Genomic DNA, 24,356 nt, shown 5'->3' with positions numbered 1-24,356 from the left:
GGCGTCACCGGCGCCCGTGGAAGATCCTGCGCGCCGCCGCTGAAAGCGTCACCGGCGCCCGTGGAAGATCCTGCGCGCCGCCGCTGAAAGCGTCACCGGCGCCCGTGGAAGATCCTGCGCGCCGCCGCTGAAAGCGTCACCCGTGCCCGTGGAAGATCCTGCGCGCCGCCGCTAGAAGCGTCGCCCGCGCCGCTGAAAGATCCTCCGCGCCCCTTGAAGAGTCCCCCGCGCCCCTTGAAGAGTCCCCCGCGCCCCTTGAAGGAATAGCCCAGAGGTGCGGGCCGTTCAAAGGGTATAGTTGAACGGTCAACAACTTTGGAGGTTGAGTGACCATGCAGTTCGGGATCTTCACGGTGGGCGATGTGACGCCGGACCCGACGACCGGCCGTACGCCGAGCGAGCGGGAGCGGATCAAGGCCATGGTCGCCATCGCGCTGAAGGCGGAGGAGGTCGGGCTCGACGTCTTCGCGACCGGTGAGCACCACAACCCGCCGTTCGTGCCCTCGTCGCCGACCACCATGCTCGGGTACGTCGCGGCCCGGACGGAGAAGCTGATCCTCTCCACCTCCACCACCCTCATCACCACCAACGACCCGGTGAAGATCGCCGAGGACTTCGCGATGCTCCAGCACCTGGCCGACGGGCGGGTGGACCTGATGATGGGCCGCGGCAACACCGGTCCCGTCTATCCCTGGTTCGGGCAGGACATCCGGCAGGGCATCAACCTCGCCATCGAGAACTACGCCCTGCTGCACCGGCTGTGGCGCGAGGACTTCGTCGACTGGGAGGGCAAGTTCCGCAGCCCGCTCCAGGGCTTCACCGCCACGCCGCGCCCGCTGGACGGCGTCCCGCCGTTCGTCTGGCACGGCTCCATCCGGTCCCCGGAGATCGCCGAGCAGGCCGCCTACTACGGTGACGGCTTCTTCCACAACAACATCTTCTGGCCCGCCGACCACACCAAGCGCATGGTCGAGCTGTACCGCTCGCGATACGCCCACTACGGGCACGGCACGCCCGAGCAGGCCATCGTGGGGCTGGGCGGTCAGGTGTTCATGCGGCGGAACTCGCAGGACGCGGTGCGCGAGTTCCGCCCCTACTTCGACAACGCGCCCGTCTACGGGCACGGGCCGTCCCTGGAGGACTTCACCGACCAGACCCCGCTGACCGTCGGCACGCCCGAGCAGGTCATCGAGAAGACCCTCGCCTTCCGCGAGTACGCCGGCGACTACCAGCGCCAGCTGTTCCTGGTCGACCACGCGGGGCTGCCGCTGAAGACCGTCCTGGAGCAGATCGACCTGCTCGGCGAGGAGGTCGTCCCGGTGCTGCGCAAGGAGTTCGCCGCCGGACGCCCGGCCGACGTACCGGAGGCGCCCACCCATCAGTCGCTGCTCGCGGCCGCACGGAAGGAGACCGTGGCATGAGGCTCGTCGTCGTCTCGGCGGGACTGAGCGTCCCCTCGTCGACCCGGCTGCTGGCCGACCGGCTCGCCGGTGCGGTCCAGGGGAAGACGGCCGTGGACATCGAGGTCGTGGAGCTGCGCGAGCTCGCGGTGGAGATCGCGCACCACTTCACCAACGGGTTCCCCGGGCGGAAGCTGGCTCAGGCGCTGGACGCGGTGGCGGGCGCCGACGGGCTGATCGTCGTCACCCCGGTGTTCTCGGCGTCGTACAGCGGACTGTTCAAGTCGTTCTTCGACGTCCTGGACCAGGACGCGCTGACGGGCAAGCCGGTGCTGATCGCGGCGACCGGCGGCTCCGCCCGGCACTCGCTGGTCCTGGAGCACGCCCTGCGGCCGCTCTTCGCCCATCTGCGGGCCGTCGTCGTCCCGACCGCCGTCTACGCCGCCTCGGAGGACTGGGGCGCCGAGGGGCTGCCGGAGCGGATCGAGCGGGCCGCGGGAGAGCTGGCGGCGCTGATGGGCGGGCTGTCGGCGGTGCGGGCGGAGAAGACGGTGAAGACGGAGAAGACGGTGAAGGACGCCTTCGACGTCGTACCGTTCGCCGAGCAGCTGGCGGCGCTGCGGCCCGCGGGGTGAGGTTGCCTCTGCCTGAGTGAGAGGGCAGTAAGAAGGCCGACGGAAGGAAGATCATCAGGTCGTCCGACACGGAAAGCTTGGCAGACTGGCTCTCGTGCCTCCCACCCTGCTGCTCGCCGAAGACGACCGCGCCATCCGCCACGCCCTGGAACGCGCCCTGGCCCTGGAGGGATACCAGGTCACCGCGGTCGCCGACGGCGTCGAGGCACTGGCCCACGCCCACAAGTCGCCGCCGGACGTGCTCGTCCTCGACGTGATGATGCCCGGGATCGACGGACTCCAGGTCTGCCGGGTGCTGCGCGCCGAGGGCGACCGCACACCGATCCTGATGCTGACCGCGCTGGTGGAGACCGCCGACCGGATCGCCGGCCTGGACGCGGGCGCCGACGACTACGTCGTCAAGCCGTTCGACGTCGAGGAGGTCTTCGCCCGGCTGCGGGCGCTGCTGCGCCGCACCAACCCGGCCAGTGTCCCCGTACCGGCGGAGACCGCGGCCGCCGCCCCGAAGCCGGCCCCCGAGCGGTATCTGGAGGCGGCCGGGCTGCGGATGGACCCGCAGGCGCGGCGGGCCTGGCGGGGCGAGCGGGAGCTGGAGCTCACCCGCACCGAGTTCGAGCTGCTGGAACTCCTCGTGCGCAACGCGGGGATCGTCCTCGACCACTCCACGATCTACGACCGCATCTGGGGCTACGACTTCGGGCCCGGCTCCAAGAACCTCGCCGTCTACGTCGGCTACCTGCGCCGCAAACTGGACCAGCCGGGCGCCTCGCAGCTGATCCACACCGTGCGCGGCGTGGGTTACGTGCTGCGGGAGGACTGAGTGGGCCGGCTGCGCCGGCTGCTGGCGCGGCCGCGGCCCAAGCTGGTGTCGTTGCGGACGACGTTCGCGGTGTCCTTCGCGGCGGTGACCGCCGCCGTGACCGTGCTGGTGGGGGTGCTGTCGTACTCGGCGGCGGCCCGGCTGGTGCGGGTCGACCAGGAGTCGGTGTTCGACGAGGTCGTGCAGGATCTGCGGGACGAGGTGCGCGGGCACAGGATGGCGCCCGAGGACTTCTTCTCGGCGGCGCCGGGGCATGACATCGTGCGGCCCGCGCGGACGAACGTGCAGGTGCTCGGGGCCGACGGGGCGGTCGTCGACAGCGGGAGCCCGCGGCTGCCCGTGGTGGCCGCCGACCGGAAGGTCGCGGCGGCCCCGGCGGCCGGGCGGATGGCCGAGCACAAGGACGTGGACGTCGGCAGCGATGTGTACCGGGTCGCGACCGTCGCGCTCGGCGGCGGGCGCGGCGCGGTGCAGGTGGCGCAGGAGTTCAGCGACACCGAGGACCTGCTGCGGGCGCTCCAGCAGCGCACCCTGATCCTGATGACGGCCGTCGTGCTGGCCGCGGGGCTGTTCGGCTGGTGGCTGGCCCGGCGCATCACCCACCGGCTGGTCATCCTCACCACCGCCGCCGAGGACGTCGCCCGCACCCGCCGCCTCGGGGTGCAGGTGCCGGTCACCGGCCATGACGAGGTGGGCCGCCTCGGCCGGGCCTTCGACCGCATGCTGGGCCGGCTCGCCCAGTCGGAGGAGGACCAGCGGCGGCTGGTGCAGGACGCGGGGCACGAGCTGCGCACCCCGCTGACCTCGCTGCGGACCAACATCTCGCTGCTGCGGCGCATCGACGAGCTGCCGCCCGCCATGCGCGAGGACCTTGTCGCCGACCTCACCCAGGAGGCCCGCGAGCTGACCGACCTGGTCAACGAGCTCGTCGACCTCGCCGCCGGGCAGGCCGACAACGAGCCCCCGCAGCGACTGGACCTCGCCGACATCGCCGAGGAGGTCGCGGGGCTCGCCCGGCGCCGCACCGGGCGGGTGATCCATGTGCGGGCCGGCGGCGACACCACGACCGACGGCCGGCCGGGCATGCTCCAGCGGGCCGTGTCCAACCTCGTGGAGAACGCCACCAAGTTCGACCGCGAGGGCGTGGCGCCCGTCGAGATCTCCGTCATCGGGCCCGCCCGGCCCGGGGTGGTCCGCGTCGAGGTCCTCGACCGCGGGCCCGGCATCGCCGTCGAGGACCTGACCCGCGTCTTCGACCGGTTCTACCGAGCGGCCGACGCCCGCTCCCTGCCCGGATCCGGCCTCGGCCTGTCGATCGTGCGGGAGGTGGCCCTCTCCCACGGCGGCACCCCGTTCGCCCACCGGCGGGCCGGCGGCGGCTCGGTGATCGGGTTCACGGTGGGCGGGGGGTTGTGACGAGGGCGGTCGGCGTACGACGCTCGCTCCATCGGGGCCGGCTGCGAAGGGGAGGGGAGCGGACGCCTTGCTGAGTGACCAGGAGAAGGCCGTTGCGGCGGCGGTCGACGAGGAGGACGCCGTACGGACGCTGAGGGAGCTGATCGCGGTCCCGAGCGTCACCGGGAGCGCCGCCGAGTCCGAGCTCCAGCACCAGCTGGCCGGGCGGCTGGAGCGGCTGGGGCTGGACGTCGACCTGTGGTCCATGGATCTGCCGGAGCTGTGCGCGCACCCCGACTTCCCCGGCATGGAGGTGCCGCGCGAGGAGGCCTGGGGGCTGGTCGGGCACACGGCCGACGGCGGGGACGGGGACGGGCCGACGCTGATCCTCCAGGGGCACGTGGACGTCGTACCGCCCGGCGACCCGGCCGCGTGGGACGGGGATCCGTTCGTGCCCCGGGTGAGCGGTGATCTGGTGCACGGGCGCGGGGCGTGCGACATGAAGGCGGGGCTGGCGGCGCAGCTGGCCGCGCTGGCGGCGATCAGGGCGGCCGGGGTGCGGCTGCGCGGGCGGGTCGCGGTGCACTTCGTCGTCGGCGAGGAGGACGGCGGGATCGGCGCCTTCGGGACCCTCCGGCGGGGGTACGGCGGTGACGCGTGCGTGATCGCCGAGCCGACCGGCGGGACCGTGATCACCGCGAACGCGGGCGCGCTGACGTTCCGGATCACCGTGCCCGGCCGGGCCGCCCACGCCAGCTCGCGCGAGGCCGGGGTGAGCGCGATCGACGCCTATCTGCCGCTGCACCGGGCGCTGGCCCGGCTGGAGGGCGACCGCAACCGCGATCCCGATCCGCTGCTCGCCGAGTACCCGATCCCCTACTCCCTCTCCGTGGGCACCCTGCGCTCCGGCGACTGGGCGAGCAGCGTGCCCGACGCGCTCGTCGCCGAGGGGCGGCTCGGAGTGCGGCTCGGGGAGGACCCGGCCGTGGCGCGGGCGGCGCTGGAGCGGTGCGTGGCGGAGGCGTGCGCCGGGGACCCCTGGCTGCGGGAGCATCCGGCGACCGTGACCTGGCCGGGCGGGCAGTTCGCGAGCGGGCGGCTGGCGGCCGGGCATCCGCTGCGGGACACCGTGGCCGCGGCGTACGCCGACGCGACGGGTACGGCCCGGCCCCGCGAGCGCGGGGCGACGTACGGCAGCGATCTGCGCCACTACACCGGCGCCGGGATCCCGACGCTCCAGTTCGGGCCGGGGGACATCGCCGTCGCGCACAGCGCCCGGGAGCACGTGTCCGTGCGGGAGGTGACCGACGCGGCCCGGACCTTCGCGCTGACCGTGCTGCGGACGGTGGGCGTGAAGTGAGGGGCGGCGCCGGGGCGGGGGCGGGACGGTGGCGGGACGGTGGCGGGACGGGGGCGGCGGTGGCGGTGGCGTGCGGTGAGGGGTGGCGGTGGCTGTGGCGCGGCTCGGGACGGTGGTGTGCGGTGAGGGGTGGCAATGGGGCGGTGGCGGGACGTGTGCGGCGGTGGCGGTGGCGTGCGGTGAGGGATGGCGGTGGCGCGGCTCGGGACGGTGGCGTGCGGTGAGGGGTGGCGGTGGCGTGACGTGGGCCGTGGCGGTTGCGTGGCGTCGGGGCGGGAGCGGGGCCGTGGTGGGGCGTGGCGTCGGGGCGGGATGGTGTGGTGATGTGACGGGCGGCGGTGGCGTGTCGCCGGGGAGGGGGCCCCGTGAGAGTGCTGGCGTTCGCCGTCGTGCTGCGGCACGCGCGGTTCCGGCGGGTGTGGTGCGGGCAGGTCGCGAGCGCCGTCGGGGACGGGGTGACGCTGGTCGCGCTGCCCGGTGCGATCCTCGCCGCGCACTCGAAGACCGACCTCGGTGTCGTGCTTGGGGCGCAGAGTCTCGCGCTGGTGGGGGCCGCGCTGCTGGGCGGGGTGCTCGCGGACCGGCTGCGGCGCTCCTGGGTGATGGCCGGGGCGGATGTGGTGCGGCTGGTCACGGCGGTGTGCTTCGCGCTGGGAGCCGCTCGGGCGCCGCTCGCCGTGCCCGTGCTGCTGGCGCTGGCGACCGGGTTCGCCGCCGGGGTGTTCACCCCCGCCTTCGGGGCGCTGATCCCCGATCTGGTGCCGGACGAGGACCTGCCGAAGGCGAACGCCCTGCGCTCGATCACCGTGCGCACCGGCCAGGTCGCCGGACCCGCGCTGGGCGGGCTGCTGCTGGCGGTCGGCACGGCGGACCTGGCGTTCTGGGCGGACGCCGGGACGTTCGCGGCGAGCGTCGGCACGCTCGTCGGAGTGGGTGACGTCCGGCGCGCGGGGTCGGCGGGCGGGAGCGTGCTGCGCCAGGCCAGGGAGGGCTTCGCCGCCGTACGGGAACGGCCCTGGGTGCTGACGATCATCGTGCAGGGCACCCTCCAGCTGCTGCTGGTGATGGCCCCGGTGGCGGTGCTGCTGCCGATCATCCTCCAGGAGCGGGGCGAGTTCACCGCGTACGGGCCGATGGTCGCGCTCCAGGCGGCCGGCTCGGTGGCGGGCGGGATGGCGATCGCCGCCTGGACCCCGCGCCGGCCCGGCACGGTCGCCGTCCTCGCGCTGGGCCTGCTCGCCGCCCAGCTGGCCTGTCTGCTGGCCGGGTCGCCGCTGGTGCTGCTCGGCGCGTCGGTGGTCGTCACCGGTTTCGGGTACGCCGTCTTCAACGTCTGCTGGGCGAGCGCCCTGCACCGCGCGATCCCGTCCGACATGCTGGGCCGGGTCTTCGCGATCGACACCATCGGCACCTACGGCCTCCAGCCCGCCGGCCTCGCCCTGACCCCGGTCGCCGCGACCGCCTTCGGCAACGGGCCCGTGCTCTGGGTGGGGCTGGTCGCGCTGACGGTGACCACGGTGGTGCCGCTGTTCCAGCGCGAGGTACGGGCCTTCGCGGACACCCCGCCGCTGCCGGCGCCGTACGCCTGAGCGCGCGATCGGGAACCCCCGACGGCCGGTTTCCCTCCTTCGGGGTGTCGGCGGCGGTGAGCGCGAGCCCGCGGATGTGCGTACCTCCGACTGACGGGCCCTGTTCGGATGCGAGGATGAGGCGCGATGACTGCCGGGTGGTGTACGCGTACGCTGCGTGCCGCGATGTTCGCGGCCGTCTGTGTGCTGCTCGCCGCCCTGGGCCACGTCCTGATGTCCGGCGAGCATGTGCCCGCCGGGGCCCTGGCCGCCGGTGCGGCCGTGACCGGCGCGGTGGGCTGGTGCCTGGCGGGCCGGGAGCGGGGGCCGGTGTCGGTCGTGGCGGTCGTGGTGGCCGCGCAGACCGCCTTGCACTGGGCGTTCGAGCAGGCGCAGGCGATGGCGCAGGCGACGGGCGCGGACACGGCCGCCTCGGGGACCGGCTCGACGTCCATGGAGGACATGGGCGCCATGGGGGCCGTGGATCCCATGGCCGGCATGGGCCGCATGGGCGGCATGGGCATGTCTCACATGGCCGGCGCGGGTCACCTGACCGGCATGGGGCATATGGCCGGCACGGGGCACATGGGCCATGCCGGGAGCGGCGGCCCGGGCCTGCTGGAGGGCGTGGTCGGCTCCTCGTCCGGGATGTTCGCCGCCCACCTGCTGGCCGCGCTGCTGTGCGGGCTGTGGCTGGCCCACGGTGAGCGGGCCGCGTTCCGTGTGCTGCGGGCGGTGGCCGGCCGGCTCGTCGCCCCGCTGCGGCTGCTGCTCGCCCTGCCCCTCGTGCCCGACCGCCCCCGGGTCCGGCCGCGCCGGCGCCGCTCCGAGCGGGCGCCGCGGTTCCTCCTCGTCCACGCGATCACTTCTCGGGGTCCGCCCCCGGGGGCCGCTGCCTTCTGACGGCAGCCGGTGACCCGGGCCGCCCCTGTGCGCCCCGGGCTTCGGCCGTACGTGCGCGCAGGCGCCGTAGGGCCGTCTCCCCGTATCCGGACCGGGGCCCAGCCCCCGCATCCGGACGACCGAGAAGGACACCCTCAGGTGATCACCTCTGTCTCCCCTGTCTCCCCTGTCTCTCCTGTCTCCCCTGACTCCTCTACCTCTGCTGTCTCCGCTGTCTCCGCTGTCTCCACGCCAAGCCGCGAGTCCCGCGACGACTCGATCACCGCGTGGGCGCTGGCCGCGCGTGGCGGCGACCCGGTCGCCGTCGAGCGGTTCGTGCGCGCGCTGCACCGGGACGTGCTGCGGTACGTCGCCCATCTGTGCGGCGATCCCCAGGCTGTGGACGACCTCGCACAGGACACGTTCCTGCGGGCGCTCGGCAGTCTGCACCGGTTCGAGGGCCGTTCCTCGGCGCGCTCCTGGCTGCTGTCCATCGCCCGCCGGGCGGTGACCGACAGCTACCGGTACGCCTCCGCCCGGCCGCGCCCGGCCGACGTACCGGACTGGCAGCTGGCCGTGGAGTCGGCCCAGCCGCGCGGGCTGCCCGGCTTCGACGACGGGATCGCGCTGCTCGACCTGCTGGCCGCGCTGCCGGACGAGCGGCGGGAGGCGTTCGTCCTCACCCAGCTGCTCGGACTGCCGTACGCGGAGGCGGCCGAGGTCAGCGACTGCCCGGTGGGCACGGTCCGCTCCCGGGTGGCCCGGGCGCGCGCCTCGCTGGCCGACCTGCTGGACGCTGCCGAGGAACGCACGCCCGTGGCCGCCTGAACGGTGGTACGAATGGGTAATAGTGCTCAATAGTGCGACATGTAAGCCAGGACTGCGTCACGCAGGAGAGCGAGATGAGCGGCCATGGAGGCACTCACCGCGCGGGTCACCGTCGATGAACTCGGCACCGTGACCGGTTGGAACGACGGTGCCGAGCGGCTTCTCGGCTACCCGGCGGAGGAGATCGTGGGCCGGCCGGCGGCGCTGCTGCTGGCCGAGCGGCCGGTACGGCGCGACGTCCCCCCGTCGGCCGGGCCGCCCCGATGGCACGGCACGCTCGTCCTCCTGCACCGGTCCGGCCACCGCCTGGCGGCCCGGGTCCTGGCCCATCACCGCACGGCGGAGGACGGCAGCCGTGACTGGCTGCTGGTCTCCGCCGTCGCCGGGACCCCGCAGCCCGGCGACGACGCCCTGATGCGGCGGGGCCTGATGCAGTCCCCGTCCTGCGCGACCTCGGTGTACGGCACCGACCTGCGCTGCCGCCGCTCCAGCCGGGCCGCGCAGCGCGCCCTCGGGCTCGCCGATGAGGAGCTGCGCGGGCTGCGGATGACGGACGTGATCCCCACGCCGGTGTCGGAGCAGGTCGAGCGGCGGATGCGGCTGGCCCTGGAGACGGGCGAGCCGCAGTACGTCGAGAACCACGCCCGCGCGCCCGGCGAGGCCCGTGAACACGCCTGGTCGGTCCATCTCTACCGGGTGGAGGACCCGGAGGACGGCCGGGTGCTCGGGGTGGCCGCCACCGGGCACGACGTGACCGAGCAGTACTGGGCCCGCAAGCGCCTCCAGCTGATCGCCGCGGCCAGTTCCCGGATCGGCAGCACCCTCGACGTGACGCGGACGGCGCAGGAGCTGGCGGACGTGGCGGTGCCGGACCTCGCCGACTTCCTCAGCGTGGATCTGCTGACCTCGTTCGAGGAGGGCCAGGAGGAGGCCGTGGCGGCCGGGTCGTCGCTGGCGCTGCGCCGGGTCGCCCACCAGTCCGTGCTGCCGGGCGTCCCCGAGGCGGTCCTCGCGCTGGGCGAGGTCGACGAGTACCCGGAGGGCTCGCCGCCGGTGGAGAGCCTGCGCTCGGGGCGGGGCCTGTACCGCCAGATCTTCCCGGCCGCGCTGCCCGCCTGGGTCGCCGACGACGCGCTGCGCGTCGCCCGGATCCGCGACTTCGGCTTCCACTCCGTGATGGCCGTGCCCCTCTCGGCGCGCGGGACGACCCTGGGAGTGGTCGTCCTCGCCCGGCACCTGCGTCCGGAACCGTTCGAGGAGGACGACCTGGTGCTCGCCGAGGAGCTGGCGGCCCGGGCGGCGGTCTGCATCGACAACGCCCGGCGCTACACCCGCGCCCGGGGCACGGCGGTCACCCTGCAGCGCAGTCTGCTGCCGCAGCGGCTGCCCGAGCAGTCGGCGGTGGAGGTCGCCTCCCGCTATCTGCCGGCCGGCGCGCGGGCCGGGGTTGGCGGTGACTGGTTCGACGTGATCCCGCTGTCCGGGGCGCGGGTGGCGCTGGTCGTCGGGGACGTCGTGGGGCACGGCATCCACGCCTCGGCGACCATGGGGCTGCTGCGGACGGCCGTACGGACCCTCGCCGACATCGATCTTCCGCCCGACGAACTCCTCACCCATCTCGACGATCTGGTGGCCCGGCTGGCAGGCGAGGCGGAGGCCGGGGAGACCGCTGGGGGCGTGGGCGCGACCTGCCTGTACGCCGTCTACGACCCCGTCTCCCGGCGGTGCGCGCTCGCCCGGGCCGGGCATCCGCCGCCCGTGCTGGTCCGCCCGGACGGCGGGGCGGAGCTGCTCGACCTGCCCGCCGGGCCGCCGCTGGGACTGGGCGGACTGCCCTTCGAGTCGGTCGAGTTCGAGCTGCCCGAGGGCAGTGTGCTCGCCCTCTACACCGACGGCCTGCTCGACACCCGCAGCCGCCGGGCCGGCGCCGCCGACGACACCGACGACGGTGTCTCCCGGCTGTGCCGGAGCCTGACCGAGCCCGCCGGGTCGCTGGACGCCCTGTGCGACACCGTCCTCGGCGGGATGCTGCCGCAGCGGCCCGCCGACGACGTGGCGCTGCTCGTCGCCCGTACCCGGGGCCTCGACGCCTCCCGGGTCGCGATCTGGGACGTGGAGCCGGATCCCGCCGCCGTCGCCGAGACCCGCAAGAACGTGATCGCCCGCCTGGAGGCCTGGGGGCTGACCGACGCGGCCTTCGTCACCGAACTGATCGTCAGCGAGCTGGTCACCAACGCCATCCGGCACGCCGAACCGCCGGTCCAGCTCCGGCTGATCCACGACCGCGCCCTCATCTGCGAGGTCTCCGACGCCAGCGGCACCGCCCCGCACATGCGCCGGGCCCGCACCTACGACGAGGGCGGCCGCGGTCTGCTCCTGGTCGCCCAGCTCACCGAACGCTGGGGGACCCGCCCCGGCACGCAGGGCGGGAAGACGATCTGGGCGGAACAGAACCTGTAGAGGCGACTTCCGCGTGGGGATTCCGCATGGGGATTCTGTGCGGGGATCGTGCAAATCCTGTGGCGGTGCGTGGCATGAACCTGATCAACTGACGCCATGGTCGGACTCATCCTCCGCGTCCTCCCCTTCTGGGTGCGCGAACCCCTGCTGATCGTCTTCGGCGTCGTCTTCGCCGGCTTCCTCTTCTACGTCGCCGCGGCCCGCGACGGCGGCTGGGCGGCCGTCGGCATCGGCGCCGCCGTCGTGCTGTTCACCGCCGTGCGGATCCACACCGTCCGCCAGGCCTGGCAGGCCCGCCGGCTGCTCAAGGAGGCGGGCGAAGCGGGAGCGTGACGCCCGCCGCGACCGCCCCGAGCTTGTCCGGGTCGGCCACGTTGATCCGGCCGAGCTCGTCCACGGCCGGACCCGCGGCCGCCGCGAGCGCGGACGCCCGCGCTCCGCCGGTCCACGGCACGGCGTCGGCGCCGCGGACTCCCCGCCGACGAGCTCCACGGCCCCGGGCCGCACCTTCACCACCTCGACGCCCGCCCGGACCCGGACGCCCGGCCGGTCGAGGGCGGCCCGCAGAGACGCCCGCGCCTTCGGGTTCGGCGTGGCGCTCGGCTGCCCCGGCCCAGCAGGACGACCTCCAGGTCCGGGCGGCCCCCGGCGATCTCGGCGGCCGACTCGACGCCGGTGAGCCCGGTGCCGCAGACGGCGACGGTGCCCGTGGTGAGCCGCCGGAGCCGGTCGGTGAAGAACTCGGCGCCCTGGGGGCCGTCGAGGGTGTGGGCGTGCTCGTCGGCGCCGGGCGCGGCCGTCGTGTCGGCGCTGCCGCCGAGGGCGTACACGAGGGTGTCGTACGCGAGGGTCCGGTCGTCGTCGAGCCGTACGGTCCGCGCGGCGGCGTCGACCGCCGTCACCCGGCCCCGCACGAACTGCGCGCCCGTCCCCTCCAGCAGCCCCGGCAGGTAGAGCCCGGCGAGCGGCTGCCCGGTCGCCGTCCGGCGCAGCCGCATCCGCTCGGTGAACCGCTCCTCGGCGGGTGCGATGTGACCCCGCTCACAGCCATACGAGCGACTTTGCATGGTCATGCGTGGTGATGCATACTCTTCCTATGTCCAAGGTCCTCACCTCCCTTCCGGTCGGCGAGCGCGTCGGCATCGCCTTCTCCGGCGGACTCGACACGTCGGTCGCCGTCGCGTGGATGCGCGACAAGGGCGCCGTCCCCTGCACGTACACCGCCGACATCGGCCAGTACGACGAGCCCGACATCGCCTCGGTGCCCGGCCGCGCGCACACCTACGGCGCCGAGATCGCGCGCCTGGTCGACTGCCGCGCGGCGCTGGTCGAGGAGGGCCTGGCGGCGCTCGCCTGCGGCGCGTTCCATATCCGCTCCGGCGGCCGGGCGTACTTCAACACCACCCCGCTCGGCCGCGCGGTCACCGGCACCCTGCTGGTGCGCGCCATGCTCGAGGACGACGTCCAGATCTGGGGCGACGGCTCGACCTTCAAGGGCAACGACATCGAGCGGTTCTACCGCTACGGTCTGCTCGCCAACCCGCACCTGCGGATCTACAAGCCGTGGCTGGACGCCGACTTCGTGACGGAGCTCGGCGGCCGCAAGGAGATGTCCGAGTGGCTCCTCGCCCACGGACTGCCCTACCGGGACAGCACCGAGAAGGCGTACTCCACCGACGCCAACATCTGGGGTGCCACCCACGAGGCGAAGACGCTGGAGCACCTGGACACCGGTGTCGAGACCGTGGAGCCCATCATGGGCGTGCGGTTCTGGGACCCGTCGGTCGAGATCGCCCCCGAGGACGTCACGATCGGCTTCGACCAGGGCCGCCCGGTCACCATCAACGGCAAGGAGTTCGGCTCCGCCGTGGAGCTGGTGATGGAGGCCAACGCCATCGGCGGCCGGCACGGCCTCGGCATGTCCGACCAGATCGAGAACCGGATCATCGAGGCCAAGAGCCGCGGCATCTACGAGGCGCCCGGCATGGCCCTGCTGCACGCCGCGTACGAGCGTCTCGTCAACGCGATCCACAACGAGGACACCGTCGCCCAGTACCACAACGAGGGCCGGCGTCTCGGCCGGCTGATGTACGAGGGCCGCTGGCTGGACCCGCAGGCGCTGATGGTCCGTGAGTCGCTCCAGCGCTGGGTCGGCGCCGCCGTCACCGGCGAGGTCACCCTGCGGCTGCGGCGCGGCGAGGACTACTCGATCCTCGACACCACGGGCCCGGCGTTCAGCTACCACCCGGACAAGCTGTCCATGGAGCGCACCGAGGACTCCGCGTTCGGCCCGGTCGACCGGATCGGCCAGCTCACCATGCGCAACCTCGACATCGCCGACTCCCGCGCCAAGCTGGAGCAGTACGTCGGCCTCGGTCTGCTCGGCGCCACGGCCACCCCGGCGCTCGGCGCGGCCCAGGCCGCCGCGACCGGTCTGATCGGCACCCTCCCCGAGGGCGGCGCCGAGGCGATCGCCTCCCGCGGCGAGGTCTCCGAGGAGGACGCCCTCCTGGACCGCGCGGCGATGGAGTCCGGCACGGACTGATCCGCGACGGACTGATCCGCGGCGGACGGAACGCGGCGGACGGAACGCGGCGGACAGAAGAAGGGCCGGCCGGGTGCGAGACGCGCCCGGCCGGCCCTTCTTCTGTTGCTGTGGGTGTCAGCCGTCCTTGCGGGCCACGCCGCCGTAGAAGCCGATCGGGGGCAGGTCGGGGTCGACGGGCTCGGTGGGGCGCCAGTCCGGGACCAGGACCAGGCCCGGCTCGAGCAGGGTCCAGTCGCGGAAGAACTCCAGGACGCGGGCGTGCTTGCGGGGGTTCATGCTGGCGGTGGCGCTGTTGTAGATCTTCACCGCGTCCGTGCGTCCGCCCTCGTCGAAGAGGTCGACCGTGGCGTGGGACAGGATGAGGTACGACCCGGTGGGCAGCGCGTCGAGCAGGGTCGCCAGGATCGCGTCCGGGTCCTCCGCCTCCGTCACGAAGTGCAGGATCGCCACCAGCATCAGCGCCACGGGCCGGTCGAGGTCGATCACCTTGCGGACGTCGGGGTGGTCGAGGATGGCCCGGGGGTCGCGCAGGTCGGCGAGGACGACGGAGGTGTTCTCGTCGTCGTCGTCCAGCAGGGTCCGTGAATGGGCGCTGACGATCGGGTCGTTGTCGACGTAGGCGATCCGGGTCCCGGGGGCCGCGGCGCGTGCGATCTGGTGCACGTTGGGCTCGGTCGGCAGGCCGGTGCCGATGTCGAGGATCTGCCGGATGCCGCCTTCCTCGACGACGTGCCGCACGGCACGCTGCATGAAGCTCCGGTTGGCCCGCACGGCCGCCCGCACCTCGGGTGCCGCCTTGATGAACTGCTCGGCGGCCTCCTGGTCGACCTCGTAGTTGTCCTTCCCGCCCAGGAAGTAGTCGTACATCCGGGCCGGGTGGGGCTTGCTCGTGTCGATCTTGGGAGAGGTCATGCTGCCTGGCTCCGTCCGAAACCATGGTGAGTAACTGTCAGATCATCATTTTGGCACGGGTGTTGTTGCTCTCGATCAAGTGCTGCCCCCGGCCGGGCGGGGCTCACATGTGGACCGTCGGTGCCGCGTCCGGGTCGTGGGCCGGGGTGCCCCGGCGGTAGAGGAGGGCGCTGATGAGCACGCCGGCGGCGAAGAAGGCGGCCGACCACCAGTAGGCGGTGGAGTAGGCCTCCAGGCCGGCCTGGGCGAGGACGGTGGGGTCCTTGGGGTCGCGGCCCGAGAGGTAGTCGGCGGCGGCGCTGGTGGAGAGGGTGTTGAGGAGGGCGGTGCCGAGGGAGCCGCCGACCTGCTGCATGGTGTTGACGGCGGCGGAGGCGACACCGGAGTCCTCGGCGCGCACCCCGTCCGTGGCCAGGGCCATCGCCGGGGCCATGATCAGGCCGAAGCCGAGGCCCGCGACGACGAGCGGCGGCAGGATGTCGGTGACGTAGCCGCTGGCGAGGTCGAGACCGGTCAGCCAGACCATGGCCGCGGCGGCCAGGCCCATGCCCAGCGGCACGACCGGCTTGGGGCCGATGCGGGGGATCAGCAGGGTCGAGGCCAGCGTGGAGGCGAGCATGAGGCCGCCGACCATGGGCAGGAAGGCCAGCCCGGTCTCGACGGGGGTGTAGCCGAGGCTCTGCTGCAGGTAGTAGGTGAGGAAGAGGAAGACGCCGAACATGCCGGCGCCGATGATCAGCACCGAGAGGAAGGACGCGCCCCGGTTGCGGTCGAGCAGGACGCGCAGCGGCAGCAGGGGGTGCGCGGAGCGGGTCTGCCACCAGGTGAACGCGGCGAGCAGGACCCCTCCGCCGACCAGGAAGCCCCAGGTGGCCGGGGAGCCCCAGTCATGGGTCTCGGCGTTGGAGAAGCCGTAGACCAGGCAGAACAGTCCGCTGGAGACGAGCAGGGCGCCCGGGACGTCGATGGTGGCGGACCGGTCGCGGGTGGCGCGCTGGAGCAGCAGGGCACCGCCGACGAAGGCGACGGCCGCGAAGACGAGGTTGACGTACAGGGTCCAGCGCCAGTCGAGGTGTTCGGTGAGTACGCCGCCGAGCAGCAGGCCCACGGCGCCGCCCGCGCCGGCGATGGCGCCGTACACGCCGAAGGCCTTCGCGCGTTCCCTGGCGTCGGTGAAGGTCGTGGTGAGCAGCGACAGGGCGGCCGGGGCGAGCAGCGCGCCGAACAGGCCCTGGACGGCGCGGGCGACGATGAGCATCTCGAAGCCGTTCGCGGCCCCGCCGAGGGCGGAGGCGCCGGCGAAGCCGACCAGGCCGACCAGGAAGGTCGTCTTGCGGCCGAAGAGGTCGGCTATGCGGCCGCCGAGCAGGAGCAGGCTGCCGAAGGCGAGCGCGTAGGCGGTGACCACCCACTGCCGGTCCCCGTCCGAGAAGCCGAGGTCCCGCTGGGCGGAGGGAAGGGCGATGTTCACGATCGTGCCGTCCAGCACGACCATCAGCTGGGCCAGGCCGATGACGGCGAGGATCCACCAGCGGTGCCGGTGCGGGGCGTCCGCCGACGGGGCGCCGGCCGACGGGAGTGCGGACACGGTGGCGGTGCCGACGGGGGTGTCGGCGGGGGTTCGGGACATGGCGGGGGCTCCGACGTGAGGAAGAGTTCCCGACGGGTATTCCTGACGGGTGTCAGATTGCTCTGACGACTGTCAGATTAGCCTTCGTCTGACAGGTGTCAAGTAATGTGGGACGAGCGTGGGCCCGGGAGAACCGGGCGGTGAGGAGGGTGACGGTGGGAGCACGAGCCGAATCCGTGCGGAGGCCGGGGCGTCCCGGCGCGGACACGCCCGCGGTGCCCGAGGAGGAGAGCATCCTGCAGCGCGGCCTGGAGGCCTTCGCGGAACTCGGCTACGACCACGCCTCCGCCCGCGAGCTGGCCCGCCGTCTCGGCGTCAGCCACAACTTCATCAACGACCGCTACGGATCCAAGGCGGCCTTCTGGCGGGCGGTCGTCGACCGCGCCCTCGGCGCACAGCTCGCCCGGATGCCCGAGGTGGACCCGGGCGTGGACGACGCGGAGCGGCTGCGGCGGATCATCGCCGGCTTCTACCGCAGCGCGGCGGACGCTCCGCTGGTCGGCCGGATCTTCGTGGAGGAACTCGCCCGCGACAGCGAGCGGCTCGACCACCTGTACGAGCGGTACATCGCGCCCACCCTGCGGACCCTGACCCCCAGCATCGAGCGGCTCGTCGCCGCCGGCCGGATGGCGCCCGTCCCGATGGACGTCCTGTTCTTCGCGGTCATCCCGCCGGTCTCCGGCATGCTCGAGGTGCCCCTCGCCCGCCGGCTGGGCCGGTCGGAGCCCGCCTCGCCGCAGCAACTCCTCGCCACCGCCGAGATGTTGGCGGAACTCGTGGTCAACGGGCTGCTGGCGCCCCGGGGGACGACGGCGAAGACCCCGTAGTCGAGCCGGTCGTGGCGGGCCGGGGTCCGCCGTGGAAGACCTGGCCCGTGTGCCAGTCACGATGGGCGGCCGCGACCGGACGCGTCCCCGGCTGCGGACCGACCAGCGGACGGCCCGCGAGTGCCGTCACCTGCGCGCGGGCGGTGTCACTGTGGCCCACGAAACGCTGGGAGACGAGGACGCGGTGCCCGTCGTCGACGCCGAGGACGCCCTTGTCGAAGAGCTTGTGATGCAGCGAGCACAGGCACAGCCCGTTGTCGACCTCGTCCGGACCGCCGAAGGCCCACCAGCGCACATGCGCGGCCTCCAGCCCGACCGGCACCGGGCCGATCCTGCCGTCGTAACCGCAGAACGCGCACCGGTACTCGTACGCGGTCAGCACCAGCTCCCGCATCCGCCGGTCCCGCTGCTGCCGCCGCACCGTGGCGAACGGGCGCTCTGCCGGCTGCTCCGGCTCCAGACCGACGGCCTCGCACAGCTCGCCGTGGAGGGACGGCGGGAAGTGCAGGTCGAGGAGCGAGCGGGCGAGCCTGCCGAGCAGCTCCGGCTCCCGCCGCAGCGCCACCCTCAGCTCCGGTACGAGCCGCCCGGTCGCGCCGGACTCCCGCAGCTCCCGCACCCCGGTCCCGGGGCTGCCCGGCCCGCGGTCGGTGCGCACCTCCCACACCCCGTCGCCGACCAGGTGATGGAACGGATAGGCGGGCGTCGTCCGGTGCGGCGGCCCGTACTCCGCCAGCAGCCGCTGCAGATCCTCCTCCACCGCGCTGTACCGCAGCGCGCCCCCGGCGTCCTGCTGGAACCTGCCGAGGGCGTAGAGCAGCAGCAGCGGTTTGTGGGGAGCACGGGTGCCGCTCCTGGTCCACTGCCTCAGCTTCGCGGTGCGCTCGACCCAGTCCATGGCGGGCGATCGTAGCGCCGAAGCCGTGCCGCCCGCCCCGCGGGAATCGTTGAGTCCGGCGGGCGGGACGCTCGTCGTCAGCGGTGGTCCGACGGTCCACTGAGTACCCGCCGTGCGATCCGCCGTACATCCCCGTGCAACGCCGTACAAGGAGGTACGCCCATGACCGTCCAGCACGCACCGGCCGAGGATCTGCGCCTGACCGCCGGAGTCCATGCCGCCGTCCTGGCGCGGGATCCCGCCCAGTCCGAGTTCCACCAGGCCGTACGCGAGGTGCTGGAGTCCCTGGAACCGGTCCTCGCCCGCCGGCCCGAGTACAACCGCCACCGGATCCTCGAGCGGCTGTGCGAGCCGGAGCGCCAGCTCGTCTTCCGTGTCCCGTGGGTGGACGACGAGGGCAGGATCCAGGTCAACCGGGGCTTCCGGGTGGAGTTCAACAGCGCCCTCGGCCCCTACAAGGGCGGTCTGCGCTTCCATCCGTCCGTGAACCTCGGGATCGTGAAGTTCCTCGGCTTCGAGCAGATCTTCAAGAACGCCCTGACGGGTCTGCCCATCGGCGGCGGCAAGGGCGGCGCCGACTTCGACCCCAAGGGCCGCTCCGACGGCGAGATCATGCGGTTCTGCCAGTCGTTCATGACCGAGCTGCACCGCCACCTCGGCGAGCACACCGACGTGCCCGCCGGGGACATCGGGGTCGGCACGCGCGAGATCGGCTATCTCTTCGGCCAGTACAAGCGCATCACCAACCGCTACGAGTCCGGCGTCCTCACCGGCAAGGGCCTCAACTGGGGCGGCTCCCACGTCCGCACCGAGGCCACCGGGTACGGCACCGTCTACTTCGTCTCCGAGATGCTCGCCGCCCGCGGCCAGGACCTCGACGGCCGGCGGGTCGTCGTCTCCGGCTCCGGCAACGTGGCGATCTACGCGGCCCGCAAGGCGTACGAACTCGGCGCGCAGGTCGTCGCGATGTCCGACTCCGGCGGGTACGTGGTCGACGAGGCGGGCCTCGACCTCGACCTGATCAAGGACATCAAGGAGGTCCGCCGGGCCCGGATCAAGGAGTACGCCGAGGCCGTGCCCCGGGCCCGCTACATCGAGGGCGGCTCCGTCTGGGACGTGCCGTGCACGGTCGCGCTGCCCTGCGCCACCCAGAACGAACTCGACGAGAGCGCGGCCCGCACCCTGCTGACCGGGGGAGTGGTGGCGGTGGCCGAGGGCGCGAACATGCCCACGACCCCGGGGGCCGTACGGCTCTTCCAGGAGGCCGGTGTCGCCTTCGGCCCGGGCAAGGCGGTCAACGCCGGCGGGGTCGCCACCTCCGCCCTGGAGATGGCGCAGAACGCCGGCCGCGACTCCTGGACCTTCCAGGACACCGACCGCCGGCTCGCCGCCATCATGGCCACCATCCACACCACCTGCCGTACGACCGCGGAGGAGTACGGCGTCCCCGACAACTACGTCGTCGGCGCCAACATCGCGGGCTTCCTCAAGGTGGCGGACACCATGCTGGACCTCGGGGTGATCTGAGCCCCCACCAGGACCTCTTGGCGGCGACTGCGTTGTCGTAACCGATCGCGCCAAGGGGTCCCCGGTCCCGCCGGTGCGGTTACAGCCCGATCGGGTCGAGGTAGGTGCCCGGGCGGGTGGCGCCGTCCTGCTTGAGGATCTGGCCGCCGAAGGGCCACTTCAGGGTGAAGTGCTTCGTCTCGTTCGGCGGGGTGACCAGGAACTTCGCCGGGACGAACTTCTCCTTCTTCGGCGTCGACTTCGCGACCGGGAGCAGGGTGATGCCGAAGTCCACCGTGTCCCCCTGCTCCAGGGTCATCTTCACGGGCTTCTTGGCGGAGCGCGCCAGCGACCAGGTGCCGTCGGTCTTCTGGGCGCCGACCATGTCGACACCGGCGAAGCCGGACAGGGTGCAGGTGCGCTTGCTCTTGTTGGTGAACCAGATGTACGCCTGGGTCTGCTTCCTGGTCTGCTTCATCTCCGGCTTCGCGTCGTCCCCCATCGCGAAGCCCGCCTTCAGGTCGGCGGTGTGGCAGCGGGCCGGCGCGGCCTTGGCGGAGGCGGCCGAGGCCGGGACGGCGGCAGCGGCCGCACCCGCGACGACGACGGCCGCAAGGGCCACGGCGGTCAGCTTGTTCCTCATGATGGGGTTCCCCTCCCAGACGAAGCGGCGCGAGTGGTCGGTGCGCGCCTGCGCCCCTGAAGATGGGCGATGCCGGGAGGAGGTTGGGTGTGCCGGGCCCCGTTTTTAGATCACAGTCCGGTGGCCGGCCAGATGGCCGCGGCCGCGGCCGCGGCGGCGATGAGCCCGAGGTTGAGAGCGATCCGGCGGTCCTCGCCCGTCAGATGGACGCCGATCGCACCGATCTGCAGGAGGACGAAGCCGAGGGCGGCGGCCGGCGCCAGCGCGGGGGCGAAGCCGGTCAGCGGCGGCAGGACCAGTCCGGCGGCGCCGAGTATCTCGACCGCCCCCAGCGCCCTGACGGCGGGCAGCGGTACGCGGTCGACCCAGGCCATCATCGGCCTGAGCCGGTCACGGCTGCGGATCACCTTCAGCGTGCCCGCGTAGACGTAGAAGAGGGCGAGAAGCCCCGCGACGATTCCGTATGCGATGTTCATCGCTCACGAGTGCACCGCCGCGGCCCCGCCGGTGTCCAAGACCCGTCCCGCCGGGCCGATACCCCGTGGGTATCGTGGCTGCGTGGAGCTACGGACCTTGCGCTACTTCGTGGCGGTCGCCGAGGAACTCCACTTCGGCCGGGCCGCCACCCGACTGCACATGAGCCAGCCCCCGCTGAGCCGGGCGATCCGGCGCCTGGAGGCCGAGGTCGGGGCCCTGCTGTTCGCCCGCTCGCCCGCCGGCGTCACGCTCACCGCGGTGGGCAGGGTGCTGCTCGACGAGGCGCGGGCCCTGCTCGACCACGCCGACCGCGTCCGGGTACGGGTGAGCGCGGCGGCCGGCGTCGCGACCCTCACCGTCGGCATCCTGGGGGACGGCACCGACCCGGGGATGGCCAGGCTCGCCGCCGCCTACCGTCGACGCCACCCCGGTGTCGACATCCGCGTCCGTGACACCGATCTGACCGACCCGACGTGCGGGCTGCGCGCGGGACTGGTCGACGTCGCCCTGACGCGGGCGCCGTTCGACGAGACCGCCCTGACGGTGCGTGCGCTGCGGGCCGACCCGGTCGGCGTGGTCCTGCGCGCCGACGATCCGCTGGCCCGCCGCGACCGGCTGCGGCTGGCCGACCTGAGCGGGCGCCGCTGGTTCCGGTTCCCGCCGGGGACCGATCCCCTCTGGCAGGCGTACTGGAACGGCGGCACCCCGCGCGAGGGCCCGGTGGTGCGCGCCGTCCAGGAATGTGTGCAGGCCGTGCTGTGGAACGGCACGGTCGGTCTGGCCCCGCTCGGGCACGACCTGCCCGCGGAGCTGGCCGTGGTGCCGCTGACCGACATGGCGCCGAGCCGCGTGGTGGCGGTGTGGAACGAAGGGGACGCCAACCCGTTGCTCCGGTCCTTCGTCGAGACCGCGACCGCCGCGTACCGCCAGTCCTAGTAGCCGTAGCGGTTCTTCACGTGCCGCCAGAAGTCCCGCAGCATCCACTGGTCGAACGGGGTGATCTCGGTGGCGCTGCCGGCGTTCATGATGAAGTTGGAGACACCGGTCGGGGTCCAGTCGTAGAAGTCGTCCAGGCCGAAGGTATGGCCGACCTCGTGCAGGTAGATGTGGATGTTCTCCTGGCCGAGGGCCCCCACGAAGTACTCCTGGCCGACGCGCTGGCCCCAGTCGCCGCCGGCGCCGCCCTCAAGGCCCTTGGTGAGCCACAGCGACTCGTCGTAGTGCTCCGCCTCCTTGCCGGGGCACCGGGAGTAGTCGCCGTCCTGGTGGAAGAAGCGTCCGCAGTCGGGCGCGCACTGGGGAGCGCCCGAGTCGTCGAGCACACCGGCGTAGACCTTCACGGAGTCGTCGGACCACTGCAGGGTGGACCGGTTCTTGACCGCCCAGCCGACTACGTCGACCTTCACCTCGGGGTACGGCCAGGCCTGGTAGCCCTTGCCGTCGTCACCCGTCATGGCGCGCATCCACTTGTTGAACTGCGTCTGGAGCGCGGTGTGGATCCTGTCGCGGGTGGTGGCGGTCACCGGGGTGTCGGAGTCCCAGCGGACGCAGTAGTCGAGCGTGCCCTTGGTGGCGACGAGCTGGTCCCAGCCGTAGTTCTTGAAGCCGTACAGGTCGGAGTACGTCGACTCGACGTGGTTCCAGACCTCGTCCAGCGGCTTCGCCAGGCCGGCCGGCGGGTTCCACGCGTCGGTGGCGGCCTGCGGGGTGGGGGAGACCGAGGCGGACGGGGAGGCGGTGGGGGCGGTGCTCGTCGGCGCGTTCGAGGGGGTCGCCGTGGTCGGCGTGGCCGCGGGGCCCGTGGACTCGCTGAACGTTGGCGTCACGCCGGCGGAGGTGCTCGGGGTCGCCGTGCCGACGGTGTCGCACTTCTTCCCGTTCAGCTTGAACGACGTGGGCGCCGGGTTGCTCCCCGACCACGACGCCAGGAAGCCGGTGCTCACCGAACGGCCCGCCGCCAGAGTGCCGTTCGAGGCGGTGTTGGTGACGGTCACCTTCTTCCCGGACTGCTTCCAGACCCCGTTCCAGCCCCGCGAGACCTTCTGGCCCGCGCCGAAGGTGAACGCGATCTTCCAGCTGCTGAGCGGTGTGCTCCTGTTGTTGGTGACGGCGACCGTGCCCCCGAAGCCGTCGCCCCACTGCGAGGTGACCTTGTACGTCACGCTGCACGCGGAGGACGCTCCGCTCGCCAGCATCGGCACCGCGGCCACACCCCCAGCGACCAGGACGCCGGCGACGGCGACGGGGACAGGTCTCAGGAAGCGTCTGCGCAGACGACGGCTGCCGACGGATCGCGAACCCATGGGTGACTCCCGGTGCTGTGAAGGTGAACTGCCCCCCAGTCGCCGCCGACAGCCGTGAGGTTGCCGTGCTTGAGCAAACCCGGAATGAAGTGACGTGTATCACGCCGGAATTGTCTGCGGTGGCGCCGATTAACCGATTGGTGATCCGGATAATCAGCCCCTTTTGGTCACCGGCCGCCACGGGTGTCAATTCGGCTGATTTTCCGGGTCGGTGATCGCGGTTCCGGGAGAGCGCTTTCGGCCTGGTCACGGGTGGGAGACCGGGCCACGGGGGTGGGTGGGGGCGGCTGGATCCGAACGCCCTTGCATGCCGAAAGAGGCTCCTGGCGGTGGCGCACACGTTCGTTGCCCGGTCCGCTCGGCGGTCCCCATAATGGCCGGGCTCGCCGGGGCCGGGCCCGCTCCGGTGAGGGGCAAAAGGATTTGCTGCCGCATATCGGACACTGAATGAGGCCGGGTATGACCAAGCACCGCCAGAAACCGAAACGCCGCAAGACGGCCGCGATATCCGTGGTCGCCGTGGCTGCCGTGGGTATTCCCTCGGTCGCCATGGCCAGTGGTGACGGAACGTCGGGAGGCTGGCGCGTCGTCTCGTTCCCGTGGTGGGGATGGGGTACGTCGCGTCCGGCGGCCGAGGCGACCTCCTCGCCGTCGCCCGTCATATCCGTGACCCCGTCCGCCACCCGTGCCTCCGCCACCGCCACTTTGTCGAGCACCCCGAGCGCCACCCCCTCCGGCGCCACGACGAGCCCGTCCCCGTCGGCGACCGCCGGCCCGACCGGCACACCGACCGCCACCCCGTCCGAGGCGCCGACCTCGGCCGCGCCCACACCGAAGGCCACGAGCTCCGCCGCCGACACGGACTCCGGCCCCACCGATCGCGTACTGGAACTGGTCAACGCCGAACGGAAAAAGGCGGGTTGCTCCGCCCTGACCGAGAACGCCAAGCTCACCAAGGCCGCCCAGGATCACAGCCAGGACATGGCCGACCACCAGAACATGTCGCACACCGGCTCCGACGGCTCGTCCATGAGCGACCGGCTCTCCCGCGTCGGATACGCGTTCAGGTCGGCCGGCGAGAACGTCGCCGCCGGGTACGGCACCCCCGAGAGCGTCATGGACGGCTGGATGAACAGCGCCGGCCACAAGGCCAACATCCTCAACTGCGGCTTCAAGGAGATCGGCGTCGGCCTGGCACAGCCGGGCAACTACTGGACCCAGGACTTCGGGTCCACCGCGTAGCCGGAATCCCCCGCGCCATAGG

At 72.9% G+C, this 24,356-nt stretch carries 20 protein-coding genes and 3 pseudogenes; 15 read left to right on the top strand and 8 right to left on the bottom strand.

All coding sequences use genetic code 11. The features are described from left to right. The first annotated feature begins 332 nt into the window (after positions 1–332). From ABZ464_RS07210 to ABZ464_RS07165, 10 genes are all read left to right on the top strand, one after another. Entirely contained in the window at positions 333–1,421 is a 1,089-nt protein-coding gene (locus ABZ464_RS07210; RefSeq protein WP_359272262.1) for an LLM class flavin-dependent oxidoreductase, read from the top strand. Then, entirely contained in the window at positions 1,418–2,035 is a 618-nt protein-coding gene (locus ABZ464_RS07205; RefSeq protein WP_359272100.1) for an FMN reductase, read from the top strand. The genes ABZ464_RS07210 and ABZ464_RS07205 overlap by 4 nt, the downstream gene beginning before the upstream one ends. Before the next feature lie 94 nt (positions 2,036–2,129). Then, entirely contained in the window at positions 2,130–2,855 is a 726-nt protein-coding gene (locus ABZ464_RS07200) for a response regulator transcription factor (protein WP_359272097.1), read from the top strand. Continuing rightward, positions 2,856–4,271 (top strand): HAMP domain-containing sensor histidine kinase, encoded by a 1,416-nt coding sequence (locus tag ABZ464_RS07195; RefSeq protein ID WP_359272094.1) that lies wholly within the window; start codon positions 2,856–2,858, stop codon positions 4,269–4,271. 67 nt (positions 4,272–4,338) lie between these two features. Further along, positions 4,339–5,610, top strand: a complete 1,272-nt coding sequence (locus ABZ464_RS07190; protein ID WP_359272091.1) for an ArgE/DapE family deacylase — start codon at positions 4,339–4,341, stop codon at positions 5,608–5,610. Between the two features lie 365 nt (positions 5,611–5,975). Further along, entirely contained in the window at positions 5,976–7,199 is a 1,224-nt protein-coding gene (locus ABZ464_RS07185; protein WP_359272088.1) for an MFS transporter, read from the top strand. Positions 7,200–7,325: 126 nt separating this feature from the next. Continuing rightward, the gene (locus ABZ464_RS07180) at positions 7,326–8,081 is read left to right on the top strand and encodes a hypothetical protein (RefSeq protein ID WP_359272085.1); all 756 of its coding nucleotides are present in this window, start codon (positions 7,326–7,328) and stop codon (positions 8,079–8,081) included. Between the two features lie 258 nt (positions 8,082–8,339). Next, a complete protein-coding gene (locus ABZ464_RS07175) occupies positions 8,340–8,888 on the top strand; it encodes a sigma-70 family RNA polymerase sigma factor (protein WP_359272259.1) in 549 nt (182 codons plus the stop codon). Between the two features lie 84 nt (positions 8,889–8,972). Beyond that, the gene (locus tag ABZ464_RS07170; RefSeq protein ID WP_359272082.1) at positions 8,973–11,348 is read left to right on the top strand and encodes a SpoIIE family protein phosphatase; all 2,376 of its coding nucleotides are present in this window, start codon (positions 8,973–8,975) and stop codon (positions 11,346–11,348) included. A gap of 96 nt (positions 11,349–11,444) precedes the next feature. After that, positions 11,445–11,681 carry a hypothetical protein gene (locus ABZ464_RS07165; protein ID WP_359272079.1) on the top strand — a complete coding sequence of 79 codons (237 nt, stop codon included), beginning with the start codon at positions 11,445–11,447 and terminating at the stop codon, positions 11,679–11,681. Between the two features lie 43 nt (positions 11,682–11,724). Here ABZ464_RS07165 and ABZ464_RS07160 read toward each other — a convergent pair. After that, a pseudogene (locus ABZ464_RS07160) lies at positions 11,725–12,370 on the bottom strand (FAD-dependent oxidoreductase); the annotation flags it as partial. 74 nt (positions 12,371–12,444) lie between these two features. On the opposite strand from ABZ464_RS07160, the gene argG reads away from it, so the two are divergent. Next, positions 12,445–13,893: an argininosuccinate synthase gene (argG, locus tag ABZ464_RS07155; RefSeq protein ID WP_359272076.1), complete on the top strand. Its 1,449-nt coding sequence runs from the start codon at positions 12,445–12,447 to the stop codon at positions 13,891–13,893. 117 nt (positions 13,894–14,010) lie between these two features. On the opposite strand, the gene ABZ464_RS07150 is transcribed toward argG, so the two are convergent. Next, entirely contained in the window at positions 14,011–14,808 is a 798-nt protein-coding gene (locus tag ABZ464_RS07150; protein WP_359272073.1) for an SAM-dependent methyltransferase, read from the bottom strand. Positions 14,809–14,911: 103 nt separating this feature from the next. Further along, the gene (locus tag ABZ464_RS07145; RefSeq protein WP_359272070.1) at positions 14,912–16,438 is read right to left on the bottom strand and encodes an MFS transporter; all 1,527 of its coding nucleotides are present in this window, start codon (positions 16,436–16,438) and stop codon (positions 14,912–14,914) included. 215 nt (positions 16,439–16,653) lie between these two features. Between ABZ464_RS07145 and ABZ464_RS07140 the strand changes: the two genes are divergently transcribed. Continuing rightward, positions 16,654–17,265, top strand: a complete 612-nt coding sequence (locus ABZ464_RS07140) for a TetR/AcrR family transcriptional regulator (RefSeq protein WP_359272257.1) — start codon at positions 16,654–16,656, stop codon at positions 17,263–17,265. Here ABZ464_RS07140 and ABZ464_RS07135 read toward each other — a convergent pair. Further along, positions 17,219–18,163, bottom strand: a complete 945-nt coding sequence (locus ABZ464_RS07135; protein WP_359272067.1) for a phosphorothioated DNA-binding restriction endonuclease — start codon at positions 18,161–18,163, stop codon at positions 17,219–17,221. The genes ABZ464_RS07140 and ABZ464_RS07135 overlap by 47 nt on opposite strands. A gap of 162 nt (positions 18,164–18,325) precedes the next feature. Between ABZ464_RS07135 and gdhA the strand changes: the two genes are divergently transcribed. Further along, positions 18,326–19,690 carry an NADP-specific glutamate dehydrogenase gene (gdhA, locus tag ABZ464_RS07130; RefSeq protein ID WP_359272065.1) on the top strand — a complete coding sequence of 455 codons (1,365 nt, stop codon included), beginning with the start codon at positions 18,326–18,328 and terminating at the stop codon, positions 19,688–19,690. A 79-nt stretch (positions 19,691–19,769) separates the two neighbouring features. Here the strand turns inward: gdhA and ABZ464_RS07125 are convergent, their stop codons facing one another. Both ABZ464_RS07125 and ABZ464_RS07120 read right to left on the bottom strand, forming a co-directional pair. Beyond that, the gene (locus ABZ464_RS07125) at positions 19,770–20,312 is read right to left on the bottom strand and encodes a DUF4232 domain-containing protein (protein WP_359272063.1); all 543 of its coding nucleotides are present in this window, start codon (positions 20,310–20,312) and stop codon (positions 19,770–19,772) included. Between the two features lie 110 nt (positions 20,313–20,422). Continuing rightward, positions 20,423–20,788: a DoxX family protein gene (locus ABZ464_RS07120; RefSeq protein ID WP_359272061.1), complete on the bottom strand. Its 366-nt coding sequence runs from the start codon at positions 20,786–20,788 to the stop codon at positions 20,423–20,425. 97 nt (positions 20,789–20,885) lie between these two features. Here ABZ464_RS07120 and ABZ464_RS07115 point away from each other — a divergent pair, with 97 nt between their 5' ends. Next, positions 20,886–21,725, top strand: a complete 840-nt coding sequence (locus ABZ464_RS07115) for a LysR substrate-binding domain-containing protein (protein WP_359272254.1) — start codon at positions 20,886–20,888, stop codon at positions 21,723–21,725. Here the strand turns inward: ABZ464_RS07115 and ABZ464_RS07110 are convergent. Then, positions 21,722–22,474, bottom strand: a pseudogene (locus tag ABZ464_RS07110) (hypothetical protein); the annotation flags it as partial. The gene ABZ464_RS07115 and the pseudogene ABZ464_RS07110 overlap by 4 nt on opposite strands. A gap of 192 nt (positions 22,475–22,666) precedes the next feature. After that, a pseudogene (locus ABZ464_RS07105) lies at positions 22,667–22,984 on the bottom strand (cellulose binding domain-containing protein); the annotation flags it as partial. Positions 22,985–23,551: 567 nt separating this feature from the next. On the opposite strand from ABZ464_RS07105, the gene ABZ464_RS07100 reads away from it, so the two are divergent. Continuing rightward, positions 23,552–24,334 carry a CAP domain-containing protein gene (locus tag ABZ464_RS07100; RefSeq protein WP_359272059.1) on the top strand — a complete coding sequence of 261 codons (783 nt, stop codon included), beginning with the start codon at positions 23,552–23,554 and terminating at the stop codon, positions 24,332–24,334. The last annotated feature ends 22 nt before the right edge of the window (positions 24,335–24,356 follow it).

This window comes from Streptomyces sp. NPDC005820 (assembly GCF_040630255.1).
Lineage (GTDB): Bacteria > Actinomycetota > Actinomycetes > Streptomycetales > Streptomycetaceae > Streptomyces.
Note: the sequence above shows the minus strand (reverse complement) of the source record. Positions and strands in the feature narration are given on the sequence as shown.